The sequence below is a fragment of the Marinobacter arenosus genome (assembly GCF_019264345.1).
Classification (GTDB): Bacteria; Pseudomonadota; Gammaproteobacteria; order Pseudomonadales; family Oleiphilaceae; genus Marinobacter; species Marinobacter arenosus.
Genome location: NZ_JAHVAO010000001.1, coordinates 1,369,890 through 1,395,020 on the forward strand (window position 1 = coordinate 1,369,890; position 25,131 = coordinate 1,395,020).

A 25,131-nucleotide genomic window follows, 5' to 3' on the forward strand; every position below is an offset into this window, starting at 1 on the left:
GAATTGTCAGAAGTCTATAATGACTCCCGGGAGGATTTCACCATGTTTCGAGCCATTGCCCTGTCGCTGTTGCTGTCCATGATTCCAGCCTTTGTGGCCGCCGCGGAGGACCCGGTCTATACCGGCCTGCTCTCCGACACTGGCGCCGGCGGCTATGACGTGGTGAGCTATTTTGATCCGGGTGAGCCGGTCAAAGGCTCGTCCAGTCACACCTCGGAGTATCTCGGCGTGACCTGGCGGTTTGCCAATGCCGGCAACAAGGCCAGATTCGACGCCAACCCCGATGAGTACGTCCCGGCCTATGGTGGCTACTGCGCCTGGGCGGTGAGCCAGGGCTACCTTGCCAAGGGCGATCCGAAGCATTGGACGGTGCATGAGGGCAGGCTTTACCTGAACTACAACCAGGACATCCAGAACCGCTGGCTCAAAGACACCGAGAACTTCATCCGGCTCGCCAATGAGAATTGGCCCGCAGTACTCGAAAAGTAACCATTTTCAGACAATTCGTGCGGTTCCATAGCCCGGGTAAAGCCGTATAATCGGTGCAGCAGGGATTGAAGACCGATCTCTGGACATGGACCGGAACCGCACGGACACCGAATGAGATCAGGCCAGACAAACGCTGCCCTCTCCCGCCTCATGCTCGCATTTGCGGCCGTGATGTTCGCGACATCGCCGGCCCAGGCTGAGGGCGTCAAACGCATCGTGCATCCGGATGGCACCGTTGAGTTCACCAATGTCGGTGCCTCCCAGCCCCGCGCTTCCAGCGGCAACGACACGGTGTACCGCTACCGGGACGACAACGGCGTGGTGGCCTACAGCAGCATCCGGCCGGCCGCGGCAGAGTTCGAGGTCATCCGCTTCCACTGCTACGCCTGCGATCCGGACTCCAATGTCGACTGGCGCAAAACGCCGCTGTTTACCCAGCCCTATCGCAACGAGATCAAGACCGCTGCCCTGGAATTCGGTGTCGACCCGGCCCTGGTGCGCGCGGTTATCCACGCTGAGTCGGCGTTCAATGAGAAAGCGCTGTCACCGGTGGGGGCTCAGGGACTGATGCAACTGATGCCGGGTACGGCGAGGGAGCTTGGGGTCGAGAATGCACTGATCGCCGCTGAAAATATCCGTGGCGGGGTAAATTACCTGGCGAAAATGCTGAAGCGCTTCAACGGCGATATCCAGCTGGCGACCGCCGCCTACAACGCTGGTCCGGGAGCCGTGTCCCGATACAGCGGCGTGCCGCCCTACGCCGAAACCAAGGCCTACGTGCATCGGGTCGGCATCCTCCACGAGCGCTACGCGGCGAACTAGTTGTCGAGTTTTTACCCGACTGCCAGCCAGACCCCAACCAGCATCATCAGGCTTCCAGCTACGCGGTTAACTGTGCGCACACCACCCCCCTGCCGCAGCAGCTTGCGCAGCCCACGCCCGCCATGGGCGTAGAGTTGAAGGCACAGAAATTCCAGGGACAGTATGATCAGGATCAGCGCCGTCAGCTGGGGCCCCATCGGCAACTGACTGTCGATAAACGGAGGCAACAGGGCGACGAAAAACGCCCAGCCCTTGGGGTTTGCTATCGCAGTGACAAAGCCCTGCATGGCCAGCTGACTGCGGGAGGCCTGCACGGTTTCCGTGTCTTCCGTTTCCGGCATGGCCATCTTGCCCCGGGACCGCCACATCTGAACACCGAGCCACACCAGATAAGCCCCGCCCGCGTACTTGAAGACCGCAAACGCCGTCGGATACTTCAGCATGAATGTCGCCACACCAATGGCCGCGGCCGACGCCACGACGGCAACGCCTACCAGCTCGCCCGCCATCATCCAGAGCGCCCGGCGCACACCAATGGTGATCCCCATGGAAAGTGCCAGCGTCATGCACATACCGGGGGTAATGGACACCACGAAAAAGGTGGGGATGAAGACCGACAGTAATGACCAGTTCAGTGACAGCACAACACAGTACTCGCAAGTTAAGTGGTGAAGTGCCGGAATCAGTCCGGCAGGTTTGTGATATAGCGTTGCAGCGCCTCGGGATCCGTCACCGTAATCCGACCATACCCCAGCTTCAGTAAGCCTTCCCTTTCGAAATCCTTGATCACCCGGTGCACGCCCTGCCGGGTCATCCCCATCATGTTGGCAATGTGTTCCCGGGTTAGCCGAAAGGAGACCGGTCGGGCCTGGGTTTCGCCGTGTCCCTGGATCTGCGCCAGAAACAGTAGCCGACGGCCTATGCGTGCTGCAATACCACGTAAGGCGTCATCGGCGATAATCGACATCGCCGACCACAACCGTCGGCTGACCAGGTCCAGGGCCACCGGATAGGCCTCGGGGTAGCGCGCCAGCAATTGGCGGAAGCCCTCACCGGGCAGCTCCACAACGGTTGTGTCGTCGTGGGCGGTGGCGCCGTAGACCCTGGGAGTGCCTGGCGAAAAGACCGTGTCACCAAACCAGGCGGCCGGTCCGAAGATAATCAGCGTGGCCTCACGGCCCTCCGAATTGACCGAACTGATCCGCACGGTGCCGTCCGCAATCACGCACAGGGACGACTGCATGGAGCCCTTGTCGTAGATCGGCTCCCCCGCCCGGAAATGGCGCCACCGCGCCAGGGATTCCGCTTCGGCAAACCCCCGATCGGGCAGCCCCGCCAGCAGCGGGCAGGCCCGCAGCACCGTTTTCAGATCAGACATACCCGAGTACCTGAAACAACAAACCTCAAATGTAAATGATTTGACAGTCTTGTGCTCGCTCAACTGCCTACACTGAAGTCAGAACTCCCGAACAACAACCCAACAACATGAGCGAGAATGACGATGTCTGAACGTATAGCAATACCGTCCAAAAGGGACGAAGTCAGCGCCGAGGAGTGGCAACTCCGCGTCGACCTGGCCGCTGCCTACCGGCTGATTGCGCTCTACGGCTGGGACGATCTGATTTTCACCCACATCTCTGCCCGCATCCCGGGGGATGACCACCACTTCCTGATCAACCCCTACGGCATGATGTTCGAGGAAATCACGGCCTCGAGCCTGGTGCGCATCGATCAGGAGGGCAACAAGATCAACCCCGACGATTTCGACATCAACCCGGCGGGCTTCACGATTCACAGTGCCATCCATGCCGTGCGCGAGGATGCAGCCTGCGTGATGCACACCCACACCACCGCCGGCGTTGCAGTATCGGCGCAGAAGGACGGTTTGCTGCCACTGTCCCAGCAGAGCCTGTTCCCCCTCTCCAACCTGGCCTACCACGACTACGAGGGCGTCGCCCTGCGCGAGGACGAGAAAGCGAGGCTTCAGAAGGATCTTGGCAGCAACAACTTCATGATCCTGCGCAACCACGGCCTGCTCACCACCGGCGGCAGCATCGCCGATGCGTTCCTCGGTATGTACATCCTCCAGCGTGCCTGCGAAGTGCAGATCCAGGCCCTGTCCGGCAATCGGGAAATGACCCCCATTCCGGGCGGCATTGTGGACACCATCCGCCAGCAGGCGGAACAGGTTACCCGTGGTATGGGCGGCAAACTGGCCTGGCCCGGACTGCTCCGGAAACTGGACCGGGTAGACCCCGGATTCCGCGACTGAAGGACCCTGAAACATGACTGATATGACTGCGCCCAAAGCCAGCTTTACCCATATGAAAGACGGCACCAAGGAAGACTGGCAGACCATTGCCCGCTCCTTTGGCGACTTCGCCAAAGGTTTGCCGGACCGGATCATGGACCACCTGATGCTGCTGGAAGGTGACTTCGGTGGCTTTCCGGTGGACCGGCTGACCCATTGCCTGCAGACCGCAACGCTGGCCCACCGTGACGGCAAGGACGACGAGTACGTGGTCTGCGCGCTCCTGCACGATATTGGCGACACGCTCGGCTCCTACAACCACGCCGATGTGGCCGCCGTGCTCCTGGAGCCGTTCGTCAGCGAAGCCAATCACTGGATGATAAAGCACCACGCCATCTTCCAGGGTTATTACTTCTTCCACTACCTCGGAATGGACCGCGATATGCGGAACAACTACAAGGACCAGCCGCATTTCATGCGCACCATCGAATTCGTCAGCAAGTACGATTCGCCTGCGTTTGATCCGGAAGGCGAAACCCTGCCGCTGTCCTACTTCGAACCCATGATCCGGAAGGTCTTCGCGAAGCCGGTCCGATCCCTGTACATGGACGCCGTCTGACAGTGCCGACTTGACGGCCTGATCAGGTAGCTGATAATCAGCGGGTTACCTTACGCTGATCCACTATCTGAGCCAGGCCGTCACGTCGTCATGAGAATCGAGCCCGTCAACGAAAGCACCTGCATCGTCTATTTTGGCGATCAGATCAGTGATGAGACAGCGAACCTGGTCCGGCAGGCAACGGCCACCATTCGCCGAACCATGGCGGACGTGGTTACCGACCTGGTGCCCTCCTACACCTCCGTGCTGGTCTGCTATGACCTCGAACGCACTGACCGTTTTGGCATCAGTTCCCGGCTTCGTCGCGCACTGGAGCAGGAGGCGGGCGACACGGCGGTGGAGACGACCTCCCAGGTCCTGGAACTGCCGGTCTACTATGGTCAGGAAGTCGCCCTCGACCTTGAGGACGTCTGCGAGTTTTCCGGCCTGAGCCGGGACGACGTCATTCGAACCCACAGCGAGCAGACCTACCGGGTCTATGCCATCGGCTTCAGCCCCGGATTCGCGTACCTCGGCACCACCGACCCACGCATTGCCATTCCCCGGAAATCCTCTCCCCGACTCAGGGTGCCCAGCGGCAGCGTTGGCATTGCCGGCTCCCAGACTGCCATCTATCCCAGCGCCACACCGGGCGGCTGGCAGATTGTCGGGCGCACGCCCAGTAAAATGATCGACTGGGAGAGCGAATCGCTGGCGTTGGTTCAGGTTGGTGACCGGGTAAAATTCCGTGCCATTGATCGAGAAGAGTTCATCGAACTGGGAGGGCAGTTCGATGATGCTTGAAATCCTGCATCCGGGCATCCTGACCCTGATTCAGGACCTGGGTCGATACGGCTATCAGCATATGGGCGTCACCACCGGGGGGCCCATGGACGAGCACGCGTTTCTCTGGGCCAACCGCTTGCTTGGGAATCCCCTGGATGCCGCCCAACTGGAAATCACCTTCGGCGGGCTGAGCCTCCAGGCCCATAGCGACACGTGGATTGCCCTGACCGGTGCGGACCTGGGGGCACACATCAACAAACGGCCCGTGCGGCCTTGGCGAACCTACAGCATCGCCCGGGGGGACAGGATTGATTTCAGCGCCCCTCTCACCGGGCTGAGGGCTTACCTGGCCGTGAGTGGTGGCATACAGACCCCCTCCAAACTTGGCAGCCGCGCCACCGTGAGCCGTGAGGGACTCGGTGCCCTGGATGGGGCCGGAGCCAAACTGGCCAAAGGGGACCGGATTCCGATCGGCAAGCCGACACCAATTACGGACACCAGCGTGCCCTACAGCGACATTCCCGATTACGACAAGCCTCTGCGCCTGGGCGTGGTGCCAGGTTATCAGTACCAGCACTTTTCTCAGTCGGCGCGAGCCCGGTTTTTCTCAGGGGAGTATGAAGTCAGCCAGAACATCGACCGGATGGGATACCGGCTCACAGGGGAGGCTATCCGGTGCGACCTGGACGGCATCGTTTCAGAGGGCATCGCCTACGGCGCCATCCAGATTCCGGCCGATGGTCAGCCCATTGTCTTGATGAAGGATCGCCAGACGATCGGAGGCTATCCCAAAATCGGATCACTGAGTGCGCTCGGCGCCGGTCAGTTGGCACAGCGGGGGCCCGGCGCATTGGTCAGCTTTTACCCGATCGATGTCGCGGATGCCGAAGCACGCCGGCTGATCTTCAACCAGCGGCTTCGAAAAGGGCCACCCGGCATCGGGAAATGATGCCGGGCTGACCGTTACTCGGAGGCTGCGATGAGGCTCGCGTTGCCGCCCGCCGCCGTGGTGTCGACGCACAGGTGGCGTTCGATCACGAAGCGCTGATCCAGCTTGTGCTCGGTGATCAGCGGCAGCAGGGCACCGTCCCGCTTGGCGAGCGCCTGGCGGTATTCCCGCAACAGGGCCTGCTCGGCACAGCTGACCACGGCCTCAAAGCCATTGACCGTCGCCAGGGCCTCGGGCGCCAGGTGACCGTCGATACCGACGATTGGCAGTCCGGCCTTGGCCGCTTCGCCGACTTTCCCTTCCACGCCCGGAGCGATCACCACCACCTTGTTGCCCTGGGACAGGGCCGTACCGGCCTGCTCAAGGGCCGTGGTGCGATCCGGGCCAAGACACAAGACAACGCCACGGGCGTGGTTGGTCAGCCGGTTCAGCTCACCGGTCGGCCCCGGCAGTTCCTCGGCGTGGGCATCCAGCGGCGCCGGCACATTACCGAAGATCGGCGTCAGGGCGGACAGCCGCTGGTCCGGCTTGGGCGACGTCAGGGAATCCACTTTGCCGATCAGGCTCTGTAGCTTCTTGGCATCCACCTTCTTGCCGCCGGACGGAGCCGGGACCTCCACGGTGTCGCCTTTCATGAAGCGGCGAACGTATTGCGGGCCGCCGGCCTTCGGTCCGGTTCCGGAGAGCCCTTCGCCCCCGAACGGCTGGGAACCGACAATGGCGCCAATCTGGTTGCGGTTCACGTAGGTGTTACCGACCTTGATCCGGCTGGCGATGCGCTCAACCCGGCGGTCAACCCGGCTGTGAATGCCGAACGTCAAGCCATAACCCTTGGCGTTGATTTTATCCACCACCTTGTCGATGTCCTTGGCCTCGAAGGTCGCCACGTGCAACACCGGACCAAAGATCTCTTCTTCCATCTCCTCGATGCCCGACACCTTCAGAACCGCGGGCGACACAAACAGGCCCTTGTCAGGAATCGGAAGTTTCTTCAGCAGCTTGCCGTTGCGCTCAAAGGTGTCGCAGTGATCGACAATCTTCTTGCGTGCGGTTTCATCGATCACCGGGCCGACATCGGTCGACAGCAGCCACGGGTCGCCAATACCCAGCTCTTCCATGGCACCGTAGAGCATCTCCAACAGGTTGTCGGCAATGTCCTTCTGCACGTAGAGCATGCGAAGTGCCGAGCAGCGCTGGCCGGCACTCTGGAAGGACGACGCCAGGACGTCCCGGACCACCTGCTCGGGCAGGGCGGTGGAATCGACAATCATGGCGTTCAGGCCACCCGTTTCCGCCACCAGCGGCGCATCCGGTGCCATGTTCTCGGTCATGACCTTATTGATGCGCTGGGCGGTTGCCGTGGAGCCGGTGAAGCAAACACCGGTCACCCGCGAGTCGGAGGTCAGGGCTGCGCCCACCGTCGCGCCGGTACCCGGCAGTAACTGGATCGCGTCTTTCGGTATGCCGGCCTCGTACATCAGTTCCACGGCGCGAATGGCCAGCAGGGAGGTCTGTTCCGCCGGCTTCGCCACAACGGTGTTACCGGCCGCCAGGTTGGCCAGAATCTGGCCGGTAAAGATGGCCAGCGGGAAGTTCCAGGGTGAGATGCAACACATCACGCCCCGGGCATCGCCGGCGTCCTTGTACCTCAGGCTTTCATTGGCGTAATACTGGGCAAAGTCCACCGCCTCGCGGATCTCGGCGATGGCATCCAGCAGGGATTTCCCAGCCTCGCGGGTGGTCAGGGCGAACAGCTCGTAGGCATGTTCCTCGTAGAGATCGCCAACTTTGCGCACACAGGCGGCGCGCTCTTCGGTTGACGTGGCGGACCAGCTCTTGAAGCCCTCCTGGGCCGCGGCAATGGCGGTGTCCACGTCCGAATCCGACGCCTGGGTCACATGACCCACGAGATCGTCCGGATCGGCCGGGTTACGCACCACCTGAACTTCCGTTCCGGTAACGTCACCCGCGATGAGCGGACCGCCCTTCCAGCGATGGTCGCGATAGGCGTTTCGGCCTGCGTCGATGTCCGCCACGGTGACCGGATCCGTGATGTCCCAGCCCTTGGAGTTGCGACGTTGCTCACCGAACAGCTTGAACGGATGTACGATGGCTTTGCTGGAGATGTTGTCGCCCATTTCCTTGACCGAATCGATCGGATCCTTGGCAATTTCCTCCGGCGTGATGCGCTTGTCGACAATCTGGTTCACGAACGAACTGTTGGCACCATTCTCCAGCAGGCGACGTACCAGGTACGCGAGCAGGTCCTTGTGCGGCCCGACCGGCGCATAGATGCGACAGGGCACGCCACTGGCCTTCAGGACCTCGTTATGCAGGGATTCGCCCATGCCATGCAGTCGCTGAAACTCGTAGTTATCCACGCCCTTGGACTTCGCAAGTTCCAGGATGGTGGAGACCGAGTGGGCATTGTGGGTGGCGAACTGCGGGTAGATCCGGTCCGTCATGTTGATCAGCTTGGTCGCGCAGGATACGAAGGACACATCGCTGCATGCCTTGCGGGTAAAGACCGGGAAACCGTTCAGGCCCATCACCTGGGCGCGTTTGATTTCCGCGTCCCAATAGGCGCCCTTGACCAGACGGACCATGAACTGGCGATCGTGCTTCTTGGCCAGACCATAGAGCCAGTCCAGAACGAAGGATGAGCGCTTGCCGTAAGCCTGCACGACCACGCCAAAGCCATCCCAGCCGGCCAGCTCGGGATCGGCGACCAGTTCTTCAATCACATCCAGTGACAGGTCCAGGCGGTCCTGCTCTTCGGCGTCGATGTTGAAGCCCATGTTGGCCGCTGCCGCCTTCCTGACCAGCGTGCGGGCACGGGGGAGCAACTCGTTCATCACCCGCTCTTTGTTGCCGTACTCGTACCGGGCCAGCAGGGCGGAAAGCTTCACTGAGATGCCCGGGTTCTTGCGGACATCCCCCTTGCACGCCTTGGCAATGCTGTCGATGGCGTTGGAATAGGAGTCATAATAGCGCTTGGCGTCGCCATCGGTGCGAGCCGCTTCGCCGAGCATATCGTAGGAGTAGGTATAACCCTTGGCCATGTAATCCTTGGCTTCGTCCTGGGCTTCGTCGATGTCGCGGCCGAGCACGAACTGACGCCCCATCTCCTTCATTGCCTGACCGGCAACGGTCCGGATGACCGGTTCACCGAAGCGCTTGAGCAGTTTACGCAGGGTATCGCCGACACTGTTGCGATCGGATTCCTTGAGCAGGTTGCTGGTCATCAGCAGCGCAATGGTGGCGGTGTTGATCAGTTGGGAGGACGCCTTGCCGATGTGGGTGCCCCAGGCACCGGACGTGACCTTGTCTTCGATCAGGTCGTTGATGGTCATGCTGTCGGGCACTCGCAGGAGCGCCTCCGCCAGACACATCAGCGCCACGCCTTCCTTCGTGGTGAGACCGTATTCCGCCAGGAACTTTTCCATGATGGTCGGCTTGGCGTTCTTGCGAACACTGCGAACCAGGTCCGCTGCGCGGGCGGAAATCGCTTCCCGCTCGGCCTGGGACAACTGAGCACCAGCAATCATCTCATGAACGACTTTGTGCTCATCGGCAAGATAATAATCACGGATGGCCTGCCGGCTGTCGACAAGAGCGGGAATCTCTGACTGCTGCGGTCTCATAGTTGAACCCTCTTCGTTATTTGTCTCCCCGGCATTCTACCGAGATCAACACAGACTATTTGCCTATAAAAAAGCAATCCACGTGCCGTTGGACCTTTTTTAATTCATGAAATTTTCATTATTTTCTCTTCATGAATTTATTTTTGGTCGAAATGACTTCGACAATCCTGCTACGCAGCATCCGCCGCCAGCTCTCTGAGCACTCCGTGAGCCACCGAGAACACCGCGCAATCCACTTCATTGCCGGACTGCATGTCGCTGAGCATCTGTTTCCAGCGGCTCAGCAAGGGCTGTTTGTCATGGCGCCACGTTTCCAGAAGTTGTTCCGGGGACGCTTCGCCCTCCCCATGTTCCGAACCGGCAGAGAGCACACTTGAGGTCAGGTTCCGGAGCTGTTGGTCCAGCTCGTCCCGGTAATGAATGGTTGCCAGCACCTGCCAGTGTCCGATCGCCCGGAAGGCCCGCATCTGCCGGTCCAACCAGGTCAGATTGAGGCTCTCGCCCAGACGAAAATAGACCCAGGCCACGGATTCGAGTTTCTGGCCCAGCCGATGGGAGATCTCGATCATATCCATCAGCCAGTAGCGGCTTTCCGCGGAGGCGCACCAGGCCGCCAGTGACTCGGGAACCTTACCCCCACAATATTCATCATAGCGCTCCTGCCAGCGACTTGCCGGAATCACCGACGCCAAGGTCCGGGTCGACGCCACCACTTCACAAAGTGGACCCTTGTAGCGATCCTCGCAACTTTCGGGATCGAGGTCCGTCCGGTAATTGTGCAGCAGCCAGCTTGAGCTTCGAGTCACCAGCCGGATCACATCACCGAACAGCTCCGCTTGCACCCGGGCACTGACCTGCCCGTCGAGTCTTTCTATTGCCTTCCATTGAGCGTCTACGTCATGGATCCGGAGGGAGATCAGGTAGGCTGAGGCAATGCGCCCGATGGAAGCACCGGTGGCGTTGCGCACCCGGTCCACCCAGGTGATGCCCATGCGATTGACCATGTCATTGGCGATCTGCGTGGCGGCGATCTCCGCACGCAACGGATGGGCAGCAATGGCGGCGGGGAAAGCGTCCAGGAGCGACGCCGGAAACGCCGAGTGCAGGGCCTCGGCGTAGCGGGGGTCATGAACGATCGCTTCCCGGGCCAGCGCCTGTTTCAATTCGATCTTGGCGTAGGACACCAGAACGGAGAGTTCAGGCCGGGTCAGCCCGGTACCGCGTTCGCGACGTGCCAGAAGCTCGTCATCGTCCGGCAGAAACTCCAGCGCCCGGTCGAGTTTGCCCTCGCTCTCCAGCCGACGCATCAGGCGTTCAATCTCGTCCATGGGCGCCACCAGACCACTCTGGGCGAGGCTCAGGGCCATGGCCTGACGGTAGTTATTGGCCAGAACAAGGTCCGCCACCTCCGGGGTCATTGCCCGGAGCAACCGATTCCGCTCGGCCAGCGTCAGGCGCTCCTGATGCACCAGCTCATTCAGCAGAATCTTGATGTTCACTTCGTGGTCGGAGCAGTCGACCCCACCGGCGTTGTCGATAAAGTCGCTGTTCGCGGAACCGCCGATCCGGGCAAAAGCCACGCGCCCAAGCTGGGTGACACCCAGGTTGCCGCCCTCACCCAGTACCTTGCAACGTAACTGGTCGGCACTGATCCGGACCGCATCGTTGGATTTGTCGCCCACCTGTTCGTTCGATTCGTGCCGGGCCTTCACGTAGGTGCCAATGCCGCCGTTCCAGAGCATGTCGACGGGGGCCTTCAACAGCGCGCTGATCAGTTCACTCGGCGCCAGTCGCGCGGCCTCAATGCCGAGCGCCTCTCGCATGGCGGGCGAAATCGGGATGGACTTCATGGAACGGGGAAAAACACCGCCACCCTCACTGATCAGGTCGGCGTTGTAATCGGCCCAGCTTGACCCCGGCAAATCGAACAGCCGCTTGCGCTCGGCGTAGGAGGTGGCAGCGTCCGGCGTCGGATCAATGAATATGTGCTGGTGGTTAAACGCACCCACGAGCCGGATCTGTTCCGACAGCAGCATACCGTTGCCAAACACGTCGCCCGCCATGTCACCGATACCGACGACGGTGAACCCCTCGGACTGGGTATCCAGCCCCCGCTCCAGGAAATGACGCTTGACCGACTCCCAGGCGCCCCGTGCCGTGATGCCCATCTTTTTGTGGTCATAGCCTTCGCTGCCACCGGAGGCAAACGCATCGCCCAGCCAGAAACCATAGTCCTCGGCCAGTCGGTTGGCGATATCCGAGAAGGTCGCGGTGCCTTTGTCCGCCGCAACCACCAGGTAGGTGTCGTCGTCATCGTGGCGAACCACGTCCACCGGCGGAACCACCACCCCGGCGTCAAGGTTGTCCGTCAGGTCCAGGAGTCCGCAGATGAAGATCTGGTAGCAGGCAATGCCCTCTTCCCGGAGCGCCTCCCGGGAGCCGTCCTTCGGGGGCTGCTTGACGATGAACCCCCCTTTCGCGCCCACCGGCACGATCACCGAGTTCTTGACCTGCTGAGCCTTGACCAGACCGAGGATCTCAGTGCGGTAGTCCTCAACCCGGTCGGACCAGCGCAAACCGCCGCGCGCCACCGGGCCTGCCCGAAGGTGCACCCCCTCCACCCGGGGCGAGTACACGAAAATTTCAAACTTCGGGCGAGGCTTGGGAATGTCGGGAATGGAGGACGGATCCAGCTTGAACGAGAGGTAGCTCTTGAACTGGTCGCCTGCCTGACGCTGGAAAAAGTTGGTCCGCAGGGTTGCCCGGATCAGCACGTAGAAACGCCGGAGGATCCGGTCGTCGTCCAGGCTTGCCACCCCTTCCAGGGCGCTGAGGATCTCGCTCTCAATACCGGCGGCAGCGGAGTCCCGCTCCTCGGGCGAGGCGTCACCCGGCTCAAACCGGGCATTGAAGAACCGTACCAGCAGGGTGGTGATATCCAGATGGCGGGCGAGGGTCTCGGCGATAAAGGGCTGGCTGAAACCAAACCGAAGCTGTTTGATGTAGCGTGAGTAGGCCCGAAGCAGAGCCACCTCGCGCCACCCCAGGCCTGCGGCCATCACCAACTGGTTGAAATCGTCATTCTCGGCAAAGCCGTTCCAGATTTCCCGGAAGGCTTCCTGCAGCAGCGGCTTCACCCGGTCCAGGTCGGCATTGCTGCAGCGCGGGTGGCACTCCACGGTAAAATCGCTGATGCCGAACTGCTCTCCGTCGCGGCGCTGGATGCGGTAAGGATGCTCCCCAAGCACCCGCATACCCAGATTCTCGAGGATGGGAATCACGTCTGAGAGCACAACCGGGTTGCCCTGGCTGTACAGCTTGAAGTTCAGTGTCAGTCGGCCCGATTCCTCGCGTTCGTAAAATCGCATGGGCACATCGGTCGCCACCGCAATCGACTGGATCTCGCCGATGTCGCCAATGGCTTCCGATACCGGGAAACGAGCGCGGTAGGCTGCCGGAAAACCGCCACTGAATATCTGCGCCTGCCGACCGCCAGCGACGTCGCCGTACGCCGAAACGAGCCGGGCATGCAAATCGTCGTCCCAGGAGCGGGATTCCTCCATCATTCGGGCAACGAGCTCCTTCAGGTCCGTCGAATCATCCGGGGCCTGGCTCTGAGTCTGCAGCGCCTCAGAAAGTTGTTCCAGCAAGGTTTGTTGTTGTAATGAACGGGGATCGGACATCGGAAAACTCCGGGAGATAGCAGCTGAGGGTGGTTTACCAGAAACCCCAGTATAGCCAAGAGCCGGAAGTCACTTTGCCCATATAGTTTCAAAAAACAGGTATTTTTATTATATTCACTCACTGATTTAGCCGCTAATTCAGCCAGGAACTCAAAATATGGTCGAACTGGATAGAATCGATCACTCCATCATCCGCGAGCTTCAGAAGAACGCCCGGATAACCGTGACCGAACTTGCCTCAAGGGTCGGCCTGTCGAAAACCCCCTGTCAGGTCCGAATGCGGCGACTTGAGGAACAAGGCTACATCACCGGCTACACCGCCCTCGTCAACCAGACCAAGCTCGGGCTGTCTCACATTGCCTTCGCCCAGGTCACCCTGGACGACACCAGCAGCGGCGCCCTGGCCGCCTTCAATACCTCGGTCAAACAGATTTCGGCGGTTGAGCAATGCCACATGATTGCGGGTAATTTCGACTACCTGCTGAAAGTGAGAACCCGCGATATGGCGGAGTACCGTCAGGTTCTGGGAGAGCAGATCTCCGCCCTGCCCCACGTGTTGCAAACCAGCACGTTTGTGGTCATGGAGAACGTCAAGGATGCGGGACTTTAACCGAGGAATACTGCAGGCCTAGCTCGTTGCGGTACAGGGCATTACCAATACCCAGGACGATGTTGTCCACGGAAAAATCCTGGGGGATATTGGCCTTGGAGGCCTCATCGTGCTCAAGCGCCAGCACCAGCCGGAGCAGGTCCAGCAAGCGGATCACCAGGTCCAGCAGTCCAAAATCCTCGGGCGGATCGCTGGCAGCCCGCTGAACGAAAGCCATGGCGGCCTCAACAATCTGGCGGGAATGTTCACCCAACGCGGCCACCGACAACCCCTTGATGGACTCGAGGCGCTGCTCCCGCTCCAGGCGAATGGCCTCCATACACAGGTCCCGGGACTGTTCGGGCGAGGTGTCCTGTTTCAGAATGCCCGCCAGCCTGAAATCGACCGTCCCCTCGCTGCACTGCTCCCGATACTCGCTCTCGACCGCCTGCCGGGCGTGGGGAAGGAACTTCTGGATGGCCTGCTCCCGGGCTTCAGCAAGCTGCTCCACCGACGCCGCATTCACCATGGCGCTCATCACCTGGACACAGTAGGTCAGGTGTTGCCAGATCTCCGGCGCTATGCGCTTCGGCTCTGCGGGAAGCACGCGTTTGATGGAGACAAATTCGAAGTAGAGGCTGGTAACCTCCCGCTCGGAAAAGCCGGAGGTCCGGATGATATGAGGTAAGCCCAGCTCCTCAATCTCCCGCAGCAGGCGGGGAATAACCAGAAGAATGTAGTGCTGGGCACCTTTCGATACAGGTTTTAACTGGTCCAAACGACGTCCCGATTGTTTCGACAACACCCCGATCAGTAACTGGTATTCAGTTTGTTCAGGGCTTCATTCAGTACCTTGACCGATTCACCATGTTTGCCTTGATTGTGCAACGCTTCGCCCTTGGCGCGCAGCTCCTTTACCTCTTGCTTGACATCGCTTCCCACCTGGGAAGAAACAAGCTGGCTGTCAATCTGCTTCATCAAGGCTGGGCACTGGCCCGCAATCACCGGGGCGACCAGGAAAAGGGACAGTAACGCAGCGGCTAGATATCGCATGATGGCTCCTCCATGTTGAACAAGCCTTATGTCAGTGTAGTACCGATCCGGTCAGGCGAAAACCATCATACTTCTGTTAGGGCCAGGCCCGGACCGGTCAACGGCTGGACAGCTTTTCCCGGGTCTTCAGGCGCCCTTCCCGGCGAATCTCGGCGTTCTCGAAACGGCGCCTCTGCTCGTCCGATTCCGGAATGACCTGGGGCACATCCACCGGCTGGTCGTTCTCATCCAGTGCCACGAAGGTGAAGAACGCCGACAGGATGTGCCGGGTGTCTCCGGTGTAACTGTTCTCTGCCTCAACCCGTGCGCCAATTTCCATGGACGAGCCCCAACTGCGGTTCAGTGACAGGTTGAACAAGAGCGTATCATTGCCCTTTGCGGGTGCCCGGAAATGGATGGAGTCCACCGCCGCGGTAACGCAGACGTGCGCGGAGTGGCGCTCGGCAACCACCAGGGCAAGCCGGTCGCATTTGGCCATGATCATGCCGCCAAAGACCGTGTTGTGGGCGTTCATGTCGTTCGGGAACACCTTGTAGACATGCTTCTCAATAACGGACGCAGACACGGGTTTCGCAGGCTTTTCAGACATCGGTTCGGTTCCTTCTCCTCAGGGGTTTCGAGTACCTTACCTCATGAAAGCCGGGAACACCGGGCTTTGCCCACATTCACCGAATTGGGTCCGGACTCAATTTGGTTAGGCTATCAGTCACAGAGAACACGCTATGGCTGCTTCATTTCCAGGGCGTCACGCAGATCTTCGGCGCCCCGGCCAAGCCGCCGGATATGGCCGACCGCCTGCGGTACGGTGAATTCCAGGGTATGAACCCGACTGGCCGAGACGTAAATCACTGAACCGGACCACGGGTCGGGCGCACCGGGCAGGTAAATGACAACGGGCCCGTCCGAGAGCCTCTCCACTTCAAAGCCGATCTGGGCATAGTCGTCAAAATGCACCATCACCGGTTGCAGGCTCCGGGACTCCGCTTCATCCATTTTCAGGTTTTCGGCAAAGCTCTTCACAAAGGAGTAGCCGGGGATGGCCAGCAACCCATTATCGACCTGGCGATAGAAGCGCTTGGCCCGAGAGCCCTTGGCAACAAACCCGGCAACAAAGCTGACCAGCAACACCGAAACCAGTGCCAGCAGGTTCGCAACGGCAACACCGCCCACGTAATCGATCGGCAGCAATCGGCCCAGAGGCTCGGCGACTTTCAACATGATCTCATGGGCTTTGGCCAGCACCACGAGTATAACGACGACCGGCAGCAGGAATACGATGCCGCCAATGATTGTGGTTTTGATGAAGTTCATGGTCGCCCGCTCCCTGGTCTATCGTCCTGACTGACACATCCGGCGACGTCATCCCATCGTTGAGATCCTGCCCGTGCCATTGGATTGACTATAGATCAAGCCGGGCCATCCAACCGCCGACTCACCCAGGAATGATAAAGCCGGGCCAGAAACGGCCGGATCAGGGGAAGACCGATCAACCACGCCAGCGGTTTGAGGACCGGCACCCGTGACATCAACAGGATGTACGCGTCCATCTCCCGGTGGATCCGGCCCTGAGCATCCTTGACGTGCAATTCCCTCAGTGCCGAATCCGGGTCGATGCCTTCCTGGCGTAACTGATCATCACGGCCGGTAATGTCCAGCCATTCGACCGACTCGCCGGTGCGACCCGCGAGCTTTTCGTACCAGCGCCTGTCCTTGATGCAGGCAGGACAGGAACCGTCGTAGAACACGATTAGCTTGCCATCTGGCGACGTCATGATCCTCCCGAGTGTTGATCGTTAACTGGCCACTGGCTCGGCGGTGGTCGGATCCATCGTGGTCCGGACCTCGGAGACGGCCGTCACGGGAAACCCGCCCATTTCCGCGTGCCGCCTGACCATCGCCTCATCGGTGCGATGTAAAGGCAATACACCTTGTCCTCAGTGACAAAGCTGTTCAGCCATTGGATCTTTGGACCCAGTTCTTCCAGCACAGAGCAGGATTTCCGGGAAATCTCCTGCAGTTCGCCAGTGGATAGTTTGCCGGCACCCGGCAACTCCCTCTCAACCATGTATTTTGGCATGTTTCGTCCCTCCCGCTCACGCCCCGTCTGTCGGGGTCGCAAGACCAACGATTTCTTCGCCGCCTCTTAACAGATTAGCCCCCGAAACGCCGTGTAACCACTCAGAAACGCTTGGGTTTTAGATCATTAATGCACCATAGGTCGGGCGCTATAATCGAAGGAAGTAACGGGGAAACCAGGGCGGGAATAGGCCCCCCAAAACCACCGCGGGGGGCCATGTTCAGGGTCAGGCGCGGCTCAGGAACTTACGCTCGTCCACGTTCACCTTGATACGGTCACCGGTGGAAATGTGCTCGGGCACCTGCACCACCAGCCCTGTGGAAAGCGTGGCGGGTTTGGTACGGGCCGTCGCAGAGCCACCCTTGATGGAGGGGTCAGTCTCGGTAATCTCCAGCTCCACCGTGGGTGGCAAGGCAAGGGATACCGGCGCATCACTGACCAGCACGACCATCAGGCCCTGCGTGTCCTCGCTGATGAACAGCAGTTCGTCGGCAATGGCGTCCTTGTTGAGGCTGTATTGGGTGAAGTCCTCGCTGTCCATGAAGACATACTCATCCCCATCCGAGTAGGAGAAGGTCGCCGGCCGGCGAACGAGATCGGCGAGATTCAACATGTCCGAATCCTTGAACGTCTCGTCAATTTTGTTGCCGGTGACAACATCATACATCCGCATGCGATACAGGCTGCCTCCGGCCCGCCCCTGCGGTACGGAACGCTCGATGTCCTTCACGAAATACACCCGTCCGTCGTATTCCACGGCAGAATTTTTCTTAATTTCACTTGCTCTTGGCATTGCTCTGATCCAAAAAAATAATGAGAGACTGGAGGCTGTTGATATACCACGATGACGAAAGACAAGCGATAGTCCAATGCTCAATTCATGTTGTTTCCGTCGGATTACAGGGCGCCGTTTCGGCAGGGCAAAGCTGAGTTGATCCGGGAAGGCAACTACGAGGCTCAGTTCCCGCTTGAACTGATGTACAAGGACCTGCACGTGCTGGAGCAGACCGCCTACGAGGAAAACCAGGCCATGGTCGGGAAGACTTCACGGAGTATTCGATTTTCTCAATGGAAACCGCTAACCGGCCCGCCAAGGATCAGCACCACGCCCAGACCTATGGCGAGGGCGCCAACCACCCTCGCCAGCCATTCGCCACCGGGCATCAACTTCTCAAGCAACACCACACCGGCGATCGCGGCGATGACAACCAGATCCATAATGCCGCCGACAAAGAGCAACACCATCAGCGCCGCGCAACAGCCCACGCAATAGGCTCCGTGGCGAAGGCCCATCTCAAAGGCTCCACGCAGGCCTGACCGCCAGTACCGGGTAATAAAAACCAGCGGGCCGCGGCAGCGCCGCAGGCAGGCCTGTTTCAGGGAGGAGAATTGATAGATCCCGGCGGCGATCAGCACAGCACCACTGAACACCTGGTTTTGACTGCGCATCTGTGGACTGAGCAGCGCCCATTGCTCCAGCAGCCATTGAAGGGCCGTGGCCGTCAGGCTGAACAGCAGCCAGATCAACAGGTAACCGCTGGTGAACAATGCGGTCCCCAGCATTGCTCCGGCCAGGTGGTTCTTCCGGGCCACCTGGCGATACAACAGGATCATCGGGGCGGCGCTTGGCATCATCATCGCCACCATCATCACGCCCCACATCACCAGCATCAGGGCAAAATAGGCGGGCGTCCAGGCCTTGAACGTCATCATGCCCGGGGACATCGCGGCCATGTCGGCCGCCAGTCCGACAACATACAGCCAGCTCAAGCCGGCGATTGCCAGCAACCCCACCAGAGTGACCAGCGATCCCCGCGACATCAGACCGGAAAGCGCACCGCTTCGGTTAGCCACCCTGCGCCCCGCCGCCTACCGATAAACGCCGGTAGGACCAATATCCAGGTGCGACAGGTGACTGTGGCTGGCATTCAGTTCCATTGGAATGCCGGCGTGAGCACTGGTGCGCCCCGTTCCCACTTCCGCGACGGAATACTCGAACCCGTGCGGCAAATCGATGCGCGCCCGGTGCTCGGAGCCGTCAATGGGACTGAGAATGGGGGTGCCGGTAGACTCGACCAGGTCCGCCACCCGAATCGAGGCCTTACGGGCCTCAACGTCGCACTCCATCTCAATCGGGCAGAAAATCGGGTCGTGCATCTTCGTCATCGTGCTGGCAAACACGTTGAAGAACGTGGCACCCGGCTCGGACGTTTCGCCCGACAGGATCGCCATCAGCGCCTCGCGTTGCTCCGGGCTGGCCTTCTCGTCGACAAATGCCTGGGCCGAACCATTGCCCTCGTGAATGGCACCCGGCCACTTGAGCGTCATGGCAAAGGTCAGGTCGTCCAGACGAGTATCACCAAAGTATCCATCCTGGATTTTTACCGCAGCAAAGGCTTCGCAGTCGCCGTGGGAAGGCCGCCCCATAAACTGGCATGGGCATCCCAGATCACAATTACAGTTTACAAACTCCAACCCTTTTATACGCCAATCGACTTTGTCCATCTCCGTTACTCCCTCGTTGGTAACGCAGCCTCACATTAAAAGGATAAGCCACGCTGGCGCAGCGGGTTAGATCGTTAACGACACAAAAGCCGGCGATTATTCGAAGCAACGTTTAAAAAGGTCTGTGGCCGTCACTGGCTCAGATTGGCCAGTCGGCAATGCGTTCGCCGAAGATCATCAGGAACAGGGGAATGGGTGAAATCGCGACCGCGACCATGAGCACGTATCGGTGCACTGAAAACAGTCGGCTCATGCCGGCCATCAGTGCCAGACCGCCACCGCCTCCGAGAACGACATTGCCCGGCAGGTTGATGGCCAGCATCAGCGTCAGGTAGCGGTGCTTCAAGAACCATGGCACCCAACGCCGGGGAGACTTCTCCATCAGTCGTGCCAATCGCTGATCGGCATCAAGGCCGTGGAACCCCTCCAGGAAAGTCGCAGCCTTGACGAGGCGCACCTCCCGCAAAAATCGGCTGATACTTCGTTCCGGCAGCAGTCGTCCGACCAGAAACGCCAGGCACAGGGCAACCAGGGTACAGCCATACACCAGGGGCACGATCTTTGGCCCGAAGATCATCATCAACGCCAAACCGATTTCGACCCCCGGAACAAAGGGAATCGCCAACAACACGATGTAGGCAACCATCGACGTCATGATAATGCGGTGCACCATGGGCTCGTTGGAGGGCCGGATGCTCATGTCGAGCCCATCAATGATGCCGCGGGTGAGCAGATTACCCGCTACGACAATCACGACCAGAATCAACAGCTTCAGCAGCCCCGCCCGATGCCGGTTGGTCGGCATGGCGGAACCGGTCATGGGGTGCTTGTCTCCACCAGCCGCCCCTTGAACCAGTATTCCTTTTCAAAGGTCCAGTACCAGCGTTTGTTTATCCAGGTGAACGACCCTTCAATTTCGTCGCCCCGGACGGTACCCCGCCAGTACATCACGGCCCCGGAATCCGTACACGGCACTTCCGCTCTCATCTGAACGGCGTCGTCCTGGGCCCTGACCCAATAGTCCACGCGGGCGTACCCACAACGCCGCTCGCACTCTTCGGAAACAAACTGGCCGTCTTCGAACACCAGGACGTCGTCCACGTCAGCGGCCTGGCCCATCGGCCCAAGCTGGCTCACAAAGGTTTTACCATCCAGGGCCATTTGTCGCATTGAATGGCTCTCGGCATGGGCGGTGGACACCACCCCAAATGGGAGCAAAATCAGGAGCAACACTACTGGCCGCCCCGGGAACCGAGGAGAGATAGACGCGAAAAGGCGTGGCAGGATCGCAGGAGAAGGCGTCACAGGCACATACTCCAGGCAGAGGGCCTAATCAAAGTTTAGCCAACGGGACTGCAAAAGAAAGCCTCTGCCACGTCGAGACGAACGGATACCCTCAGCCGGCCGCGGCTGGTTCCGAAGCGCGAGCGGAGCGTTCAAACTGGCTGGCGGAGAGCTGCCACTCCTCCCCCTCGTAATAGGCCCGCACCCGGGGATTCATGACCTTGAACCAGAGTGGCGGAACGAGTGCCAGCAGGTACATCCCGGTGTAGCCGGTTGGCAACTGCGGAGCCCCCTCGTAATGGCGCAACACCTGATAGCGGCGGGCCGGGAAGGCATGGTGGTCGGAATGGCGCTGGAGATGGAACAGCCCCATGTTGGTGATCAGGTAATGACTGTTCCAGGAATGGGCCGGGGTGGTACGTTCATACCGGCCATTTGGCAGTTTACGGCGGTGCAGGCCGTAGTGTTCCACGTAGTTGATAATCTCCAGGGTCGTGAAACTCATCCAGCTCACTCCGAGGTAAAACACCAGCCCCGCCCAGCCGAAGAGCAGCAGTGCCGCCACCGCAAAACACACGCTGACGGCATTCCACCAGATCAACTCATTACGCCAGTGCAGCGCGGGCAGGCCGAGCTTGCCCAGCCGGGCGGCCTCCAGCCGCCAGGCGTTGCGAACGTTCTGGAGGTGGGCCCGTGGCAGGAACCGGTAAAGACTCTGCCCATACCGGGCGGAGGAGGCGTCTTCCGGCGTAGACACCGTCACATGGTGCCCGCGCAGATGCTCAACCTTGAACCCGGCGTAGCAGACCGAGGCATACAGAAGGCCACCGGCCCAGTTCTCGAGGCGGTTACGCCGGTGAATCAGCTCGTGTCCGACGTTGATGGAGAGAATGGCGCTGACAATCCCGCAGGACAGGATCCAGCCGATCTGACCGACCAGCGTGAGCTGATCGGACGTGGTGAATACCCAGGCACCAAATGACAGCACCGCCAATTGTGCCGGCACCACCATCAGGGTCAGAAAGGCATACCAGCGCTGCCCGGAGAGTTTTGCGACCTGGTCATCGGCGGGATTGGACGAGTCGGTGCCGACCAGGTGGTCGACGATCGGGACGATGCCGAAAATGACGAACAGCGGCCACCAGGCATACAGGTTCCACTGCCCCGTCTCTTGCATGGTTTGCCACGCATCGTAGGGTAGCAGCGCCACGGCAAACACGAGCAGGAACAGTGCCTTCTTCACTGCGATCATGACCCGGGGCGGCACTTTCTCGAACATGGCTGTCTCCTTGTTGTCACACCTCGTTGTTGTTCTTGTGCAAGTGTGCGCCGGCGCTCGCCGGGAAACAGGTTACTAATTGACAGATATCTGTCATTTTCAGACACTGTCCGACAACCTAACAATAAACGAACCGCGATGCATGAACCCAGTCGGCGGGCACCAACCGCAGCCCGGTACGTCCACAGCCTGTGTCAGTTGCTGGCCAGCTCAGGGGTGCCAATGACCGGACTCCTTGCCGGCACAGAACTCGACCCCCGGGCGCTCGAAGCGACCGATGGGGTTGTCAGCCACTATAGTCTCGATCGGCTACTGCAGAATGTTGAATCGCTCACGGACGAACGCTTTCCCGGTATCCGGCTCGGGCATCACCTGAATATCAGTGCCCACGGCCCGGCCGGTTATGCCGGCTTGACCGCACCGACCGCCGGCGCGGCGATCAAGGTCGCGGTCCGCTACTTTCCACTGATTACCGAACTGGCAACGCTCAGGCTGGACCTGGCCGGCAAACGCGCCATCCTCACTATCGTCCCGACCCCCGGCATCTCCCGGCGCGCCGAGCAGTTTGTCGTACACACCCTGCTCGCGAGTTTCGATGTGATGGGCCAGTTTCTCGTCGGAACACTGGCGCTCCGCGCCGGACTGGCGTTCCCGGAACAGCCGGGCCTGAGGACGCAGCTGGGTGCCACGTTGCAGGACATCGCGTTCGATCAGCCTCACCACAGCCTTTCCCTGCCCCGTGACACGCTGGACATTCCCTTCGCTCTGGCAGACCGAGCGGCCCACGCCCAGGCACTGGCCCAGTGTGAAGAGCAGCTCAGGCAACGAGAGCATCAACGCAGTGTGGTGGAGCGAGTGGTGGCGTTGCTAACCCGGCTCGGCCCACCGTTTCCAGACCTCGAAACCGTTGCCGGGCAGGTCGGCATGTCCTCACGGACATTGCACCGACGTTTGCAGGATGATGGCATTGGGTACCGGACCCTGGTGCAGGCCGCCAGGATGGATTGCGCCAAACACTGGCTGTTGCAGGACAGGTTGAGCGTTACGGAAGCGGCGTACCGGCTCGGTTACCGGGATTCCGCCAACTTCACACGGGCCTTCCGGCAGGCGACCGGGATGACGCCCACCGGGTTTATCAAAGCCGGCTCATCGGGCGCTAGGCCACCAGTTTCCGCACATCCGCCAGAAACTGATCAACCCGCTCCGTCGTCGTCGCCCAGGAACACATGAGCCGGGCAGAACCGCCGATAAAGTTGTAGAACCGCCAGCCTTTCGCCCGCAGCGCCGCCTGCACGGGTTCCGGCATTTCCACGAAAACACCGTTAACCTGCCGAGGGTAGCGAAGCGTTATGCCCGGCAGCCCGGAAAGCCCCTTGGCCAACCGCTCAGCGCAGGCGTTGGCGTGACGGGCGTTCTGCAACCAGACATCGCCCTCGAGCAAGCCGCACCAGGGAGCCGAGATGTAACGCATCTTGGACGCCAACTGACCGGCCTGCTTGCAGCGCCATTCGAAGTCCTCGGCCAGTTGCCTGTTGAAAAACACCACCGCCTCACCCAGCGCCAGCCCGTTCTTGGTGCCGGAGAAACACAGCACATCAACGCCGGCTTTCCAGGTAATCTCGGCGGGGTGAACATCCAGGGCCGCCACCGCATTGGCAAATCGCGCACCGTCCATGTGGATGCTAAGCTTGTACCGGTCGGCCATGGCCCGGATCGCGCGCAGCTCCTCGGGCGTGTAGACGGTCCCGACCTCCGTCGCCTGCGTCAGGCTCAGTGCCTTGGGCTTGGGGTAATGGATATCGGTGCGTTTAGTGACCAGATGCTCGATGCTCTGGGGCGTTAGCTTGCCGTCCGGCCCCTGCCCCAGCAAAAGCTTGGCACCGTTGGAGGCGTATTCCGGCCCGCCGCACTCGTCGGTCTCGATGTGGGCAAGTTCGTGACAGATTACGCTGTGAAACGACTGACCAATGGAGGCCAAGGCCAGGGAGTTGGCGGCGGTGCCGTTGAATACGAAAAAGACGTCGCAATCGGTATCGAACACCGCCCGGATGCCGTCGGCCGCCCGCTGGGTCCAACTGTCCTCGCCATAGGCAGGCTCGTCCATCCGGTTCGCCTGTTCCATGGCCTTCCATGCCTGGGGACACACTCCACTGTAATTGTCACTGGCGAACTGCTCGAACTGGGACACGACGGGCCTCCTGCTGGGGAATCCGATGAATGGGTAATCCCCCAACTTACACGATTCAGCGCGAATCGCCAGCGTTCGGGCCTATCCATTCCGCTAAGGGGACAGGCCCTGTCGGCGCCGGCTTAACCCGCCAGGCCGAGATGCTCGGAATCCTGCTGGATGCAGCGATCCAGCAGATCCAGGTATTCCGACTTGGCTTTGACCTTGGTTTCCCTGTGGGCGCGCATATTCAGTTTCCGAAACTGCTGTGCCAGTTCGTTCGCCCGGGACATCAGTTCTGACGGGGCAACAACCTCATCCAGGAAACCCGCCTCAACCGCACCGTCGGGGTCGTAGATTTCCGCGTTGATCACCGAACGGTAGAAATGAGCCGGGGCCAGGCGATGCCGGGCAATCTCGATGCCGGCGTGGTGCATGGTCATACCGATGGCCACCTCATTGAGGCCGAGTTTGAAACTGCCTTCCACGCCGATGCGATGATCCACCGAGAGCATGATGAACGCGCCCTTGGCGATGGCGTGACCACTGCAGGCGCCAATAACCGGCAGCGGAAACGCCGCCAGACGCCGGGTCAGCCTGGATCCGACGGTAACCAGGGCCGAGGCCTCGCTGGGCCCTTTCTGCATTTCTTTGAGGTCATAGCCGGCCGAAAAAATACCGGGCTGCCCCGTGAGGATGACCACGGCCTCGTCCTTCTCGGCGCGATCCAGGGCCTCATTCAATTCCTTGAATACGTCATGGCTCAGCGCGTTTGCTTTCCCATTGGCAATAGTGATTGTCGCGACGCCATCGTTCAGTTGGTAGTCAACAAGGTCTGTCACCAGCCTATCCTCTTGATGTGGTTAACGTGATGGTTTGGTGAACTTTGCCAGTTTCCGCGACCGGAGACCACACCCGGGAGGATTCACAGTACCCATGAAGAGTTGCCCACAGA

The 25,131-nt window shown here is 60.3% G+C and carries 25 protein-coding genes and 1 pseudogene; 8 read left to right on the forward strand and 18 right to left on the reverse strand.

Features of this window, described 5'->3' with window-relative positions:
* Window positions 1-42: 42 nt before the first annotated feature.
* Together KXD86_RS06285 and KXD86_RS06290 are read left to right on the forward strand one after the other, a co-directional pair.
* Entirely contained in the window at window positions 43-489 is a 447-nt protein-coding gene (locus tag KXD86_RS06285) for a YHS domain-containing (seleno)protein (protein WP_218635197.1), read from the forward strand.
* 150 nt (window positions 490-639) lie between these two features.
* Window positions 640-1,311 (forward strand): lytic transglycosylase domain-containing protein, encoded by a 672-nt coding sequence (locus KXD86_RS06290; protein WP_228739484.1) that lies wholly within the window; start codon window positions 640-642, stop codon window positions 1,309-1,311.
* Between the two features lie 11 nt (window positions 1,312-1,322).
* On the opposite strand, the gene KXD86_RS06295 is transcribed toward KXD86_RS06290, so the two are convergent.
* On the reverse strand, window positions 1,323-1,955 hold the full coding sequence (locus tag KXD86_RS06295) for a LysE family translocator (protein WP_218635199.1): 633 nt from the start codon (window positions 1,953-1,955) through the stop codon (window positions 1,323-1,325).
* Window positions 1,956-1,993: 38 nt separating this feature from the next.
* Window positions 1,994-2,689, reverse strand: a complete 696-nt coding sequence (locus tag KXD86_RS06300; RefSeq protein WP_218635200.1) for a Crp/Fnr family transcriptional regulator — start codon at window positions 2,687-2,689, stop codon at window positions 1,994-1,996.
* 123 nt (window positions 2,690-2,812) lie between these two features.
* On the opposite strand from KXD86_RS06300, the gene KXD86_RS06305 reads away from it, so the two are divergent.
* The 4 genes from KXD86_RS06305 to KXD86_RS06320 all read left to right on the forward strand — a co-directional run bounded on the left by KXD86_RS06305 (window position 2,813) and on the right by KXD86_RS06320 (window position 5,895).
* Window positions 2,813-3,583 carry a class II aldolase/adducin family protein gene (locus tag KXD86_RS06305; protein WP_218635201.1) on the forward strand — a complete coding sequence of 257 codons (771 nt, stop codon included), beginning with the start codon at window positions 2,813-2,815 and terminating at the stop codon, window positions 3,581-3,583.
* 13 nt (window positions 3,584-3,596) lie between these two features.
* A complete protein-coding gene (locus tag KXD86_RS06310; RefSeq protein ID WP_218635202.1) occupies window positions 3,597-4,181 on the forward strand; it encodes an HD domain-containing protein in 585 nt (194 codons plus the stop codon).
* A gap of 90 nt (window positions 4,182-4,271) precedes the next feature.
* Window positions 4,272-4,964, forward strand: a complete 693-nt coding sequence (pxpB, locus tag KXD86_RS06315) for a 5-oxoprolinase subunit PxpB (protein WP_218635203.1) — start codon at window positions 4,272-4,274, stop codon at window positions 4,962-4,964.
* The gene (locus KXD86_RS06320) at window positions 4,954-5,895 is read left to right on the forward strand and encodes a 5-oxoprolinase subunit C family protein (protein ID WP_218635204.1); all 942 of its coding nucleotides are present in this window, start codon (window positions 4,954-4,956) and stop codon (window positions 5,893-5,895) included. The genes pxpB and KXD86_RS06320 overlap by 11 nt, the downstream gene beginning before the upstream one ends.
* Before the next feature lie 14 nt (window positions 5,896-5,909).
* Here KXD86_RS06320 and putA read toward each other — a convergent pair whose 3' ends face one another.
* Window positions 5,910-9,539, reverse strand: coding sequence for a bifunctional proline dehydrogenase/L-glutamate gamma-semialdehyde dehydrogenase PutA (putA, locus tag KXD86_RS06325; protein ID WP_218635205.1), 3,630 nt, complete (start codon window positions 9,537-9,539; stop codon window positions 5,910-5,912).
* Window positions 9,540-9,709: 170 nt separating this feature from the next.
* Window positions 9,710-13,222: an NAD-glutamate dehydrogenase gene (locus KXD86_RS06330; protein WP_218635206.1), complete on the reverse strand. Its 3,513-nt coding sequence runs from the start codon at window positions 13,220-13,222 to the stop codon at window positions 9,710-9,712.
* Between the two features lie 157 nt (window positions 13,223-13,379).
* Here KXD86_RS06330 and KXD86_RS06335 point away from each other — a divergent pair, with 157 nt between their 5' ends.
* Window positions 13,380-13,832 carry an Lrp/AsnC ligand binding domain-containing protein gene (locus KXD86_RS06335; protein ID WP_218635207.1) on the forward strand — a complete coding sequence of 151 codons (453 nt, stop codon included), beginning with the start codon at window positions 13,380-13,382 and terminating at the stop codon, window positions 13,830-13,832.
* Here the strand turns inward: KXD86_RS06335 and KXD86_RS06340 are convergent.
* From KXD86_RS06340 to KXD86_RS06395, 12 genes and pseudogenes are all read right to left on the reverse strand, one after another.
* Window positions 13,813-14,589, reverse strand: coding sequence for a hypothetical protein (locus tag KXD86_RS06340; protein WP_218635208.1), 777 nt, complete (start codon window positions 14,587-14,589; stop codon window positions 13,813-13,815). The genes KXD86_RS06335 and KXD86_RS06340 overlap by 20 nt on opposite strands.
* Before the next feature lie 32 nt (window positions 14,590-14,621).
* On the reverse strand, window positions 14,622-14,864 hold the full coding sequence (locus tag KXD86_RS06345; protein WP_218635209.1) for a PA2433 domain-containing protein: 243 nt from the start codon (window positions 14,862-14,864) through the stop codon (window positions 14,622-14,624).
* A 97-nt stretch (window positions 14,865-14,961) separates the two neighbouring features.
* The gene (locus tag KXD86_RS06350; protein ID WP_218635210.1) at window positions 14,962-15,453 is read right to left on the reverse strand and encodes an acyl-CoA thioesterase; all 492 of its coding nucleotides are present in this window, start codon (window positions 15,451-15,453) and stop codon (window positions 14,962-14,964) included.
* A 131-nt stretch (window positions 15,454-15,584) separates the two neighbouring features.
* Window positions 15,585-16,175 carry a DUF502 domain-containing protein gene (locus tag KXD86_RS06355; protein ID WP_218635211.1) on the reverse strand — a complete coding sequence of 197 codons (591 nt, stop codon included), beginning with the start codon at window positions 16,173-16,175 and terminating at the stop codon, window positions 15,585-15,587.
* Between the two features lie 95 nt (window positions 16,176-16,270).
* Window positions 16,271-16,636, reverse strand: a complete 366-nt coding sequence (locus tag KXD86_RS06360; protein WP_218635212.1) for a thiol-disulfide oxidoreductase DCC family protein — start codon at window positions 16,634-16,636, stop codon at window positions 16,271-16,273.
* 21 nt (window positions 16,637-16,657) lie between these two features.
* Window positions 16,658-16,941 (reverse strand): annotated as a pseudogene (locus KXD86_RS06365) (DUF4242 domain-containing protein).
* A gap of 226 nt (window positions 16,942-17,167) precedes the next feature.
* Complete coding sequence (gene efpL / locus KXD86_RS06370; RefSeq protein WP_218635214.1) at window positions 17,168-17,734, reverse strand: elongation factor P-like protein EfpL; 567 nt, start codon at window positions 17,732-17,734, stop codon at window positions 17,168-17,170.
* A 272-nt stretch (window positions 17,735-18,006) separates the two neighbouring features.
* Window positions 18,007-18,795 carry a DUF2182 domain-containing protein gene (locus KXD86_RS06375; RefSeq protein WP_218635215.1) on the reverse strand — a complete coding sequence of 263 codons (789 nt, stop codon included), beginning with the start codon at window positions 18,793-18,795 and terminating at the stop codon, window positions 18,007-18,009.
* 15 nt (window positions 18,796-18,810) lie between these two features.
* Window positions 18,811-19,446 carry a DUF1326 domain-containing protein gene (locus tag KXD86_RS06380; RefSeq protein WP_228739332.1) on the reverse strand — a complete coding sequence of 212 codons (636 nt, stop codon included), beginning with the start codon at window positions 19,444-19,446 and terminating at the stop codon, window positions 18,811-18,813.
* Between the two features lie 139 nt (window positions 19,447-19,585).
* Complete coding sequence (locus tag KXD86_RS06385; RefSeq protein WP_218635217.1) at window positions 19,586-20,266, reverse strand: hypothetical protein; 681 nt, start codon at window positions 20,264-20,266, stop codon at window positions 19,586-19,588.
* The gene (locus KXD86_RS06390) at window positions 20,263-20,616 is read right to left on the reverse strand and encodes a DUF3488 domain-containing protein (RefSeq protein WP_218635218.1); all 354 of its coding nucleotides are present in this window, start codon (window positions 20,614-20,616) and stop codon (window positions 20,263-20,265) included. The genes KXD86_RS06385 and KXD86_RS06390 overlap by 4 nt, the downstream gene beginning before the upstream one ends.
* A 226-nt stretch (window positions 20,617-20,842) precedes the next feature.
* A complete protein-coding gene (locus KXD86_RS06395; protein ID WP_228739333.1) occupies window positions 20,843-22,009 on the reverse strand; it encodes an alkane 1-monooxygenase in 1,167 nt (388 codons plus the stop codon).
* Between the two features lie 222 nt (window positions 22,010-22,231).
* Here KXD86_RS06395 and KXD86_RS06400 point away from each other — a divergent pair, with 222 nt between their 5' ends.
* Window positions 22,232-23,239: a helix-turn-helix transcriptional regulator gene (locus KXD86_RS06400; protein ID WP_218635219.1), complete on the forward strand. Its 1,008-nt coding sequence runs from the start codon at window positions 22,232-22,234 to the stop codon at window positions 23,237-23,239.
* Here the strand turns inward: KXD86_RS06400 and KXD86_RS06405 are convergent.
* Together KXD86_RS06405 and KXD86_RS06410 are read right to left on the reverse strand one after the other, a co-directional pair.
* Entirely contained in the window at window positions 23,166-24,197 is a 1,032-nt protein-coding gene (locus KXD86_RS06405; protein ID WP_218635220.1) for a threonine aldolase family protein, read from the reverse strand. The genes KXD86_RS06400 and KXD86_RS06405 overlap by 74 nt on opposite strands.
* A 122-nt stretch (window positions 24,198-24,319) precedes the next feature.
* Window positions 24,320-25,018, reverse strand: coding sequence for a crotonase/enoyl-CoA hydratase family protein (locus KXD86_RS06410; RefSeq protein ID WP_218635221.1), 699 nt, complete (start codon window positions 25,016-25,018; stop codon window positions 24,320-24,322).
* Window positions 25,019-25,131: the final 113 nt, after the last annotated feature.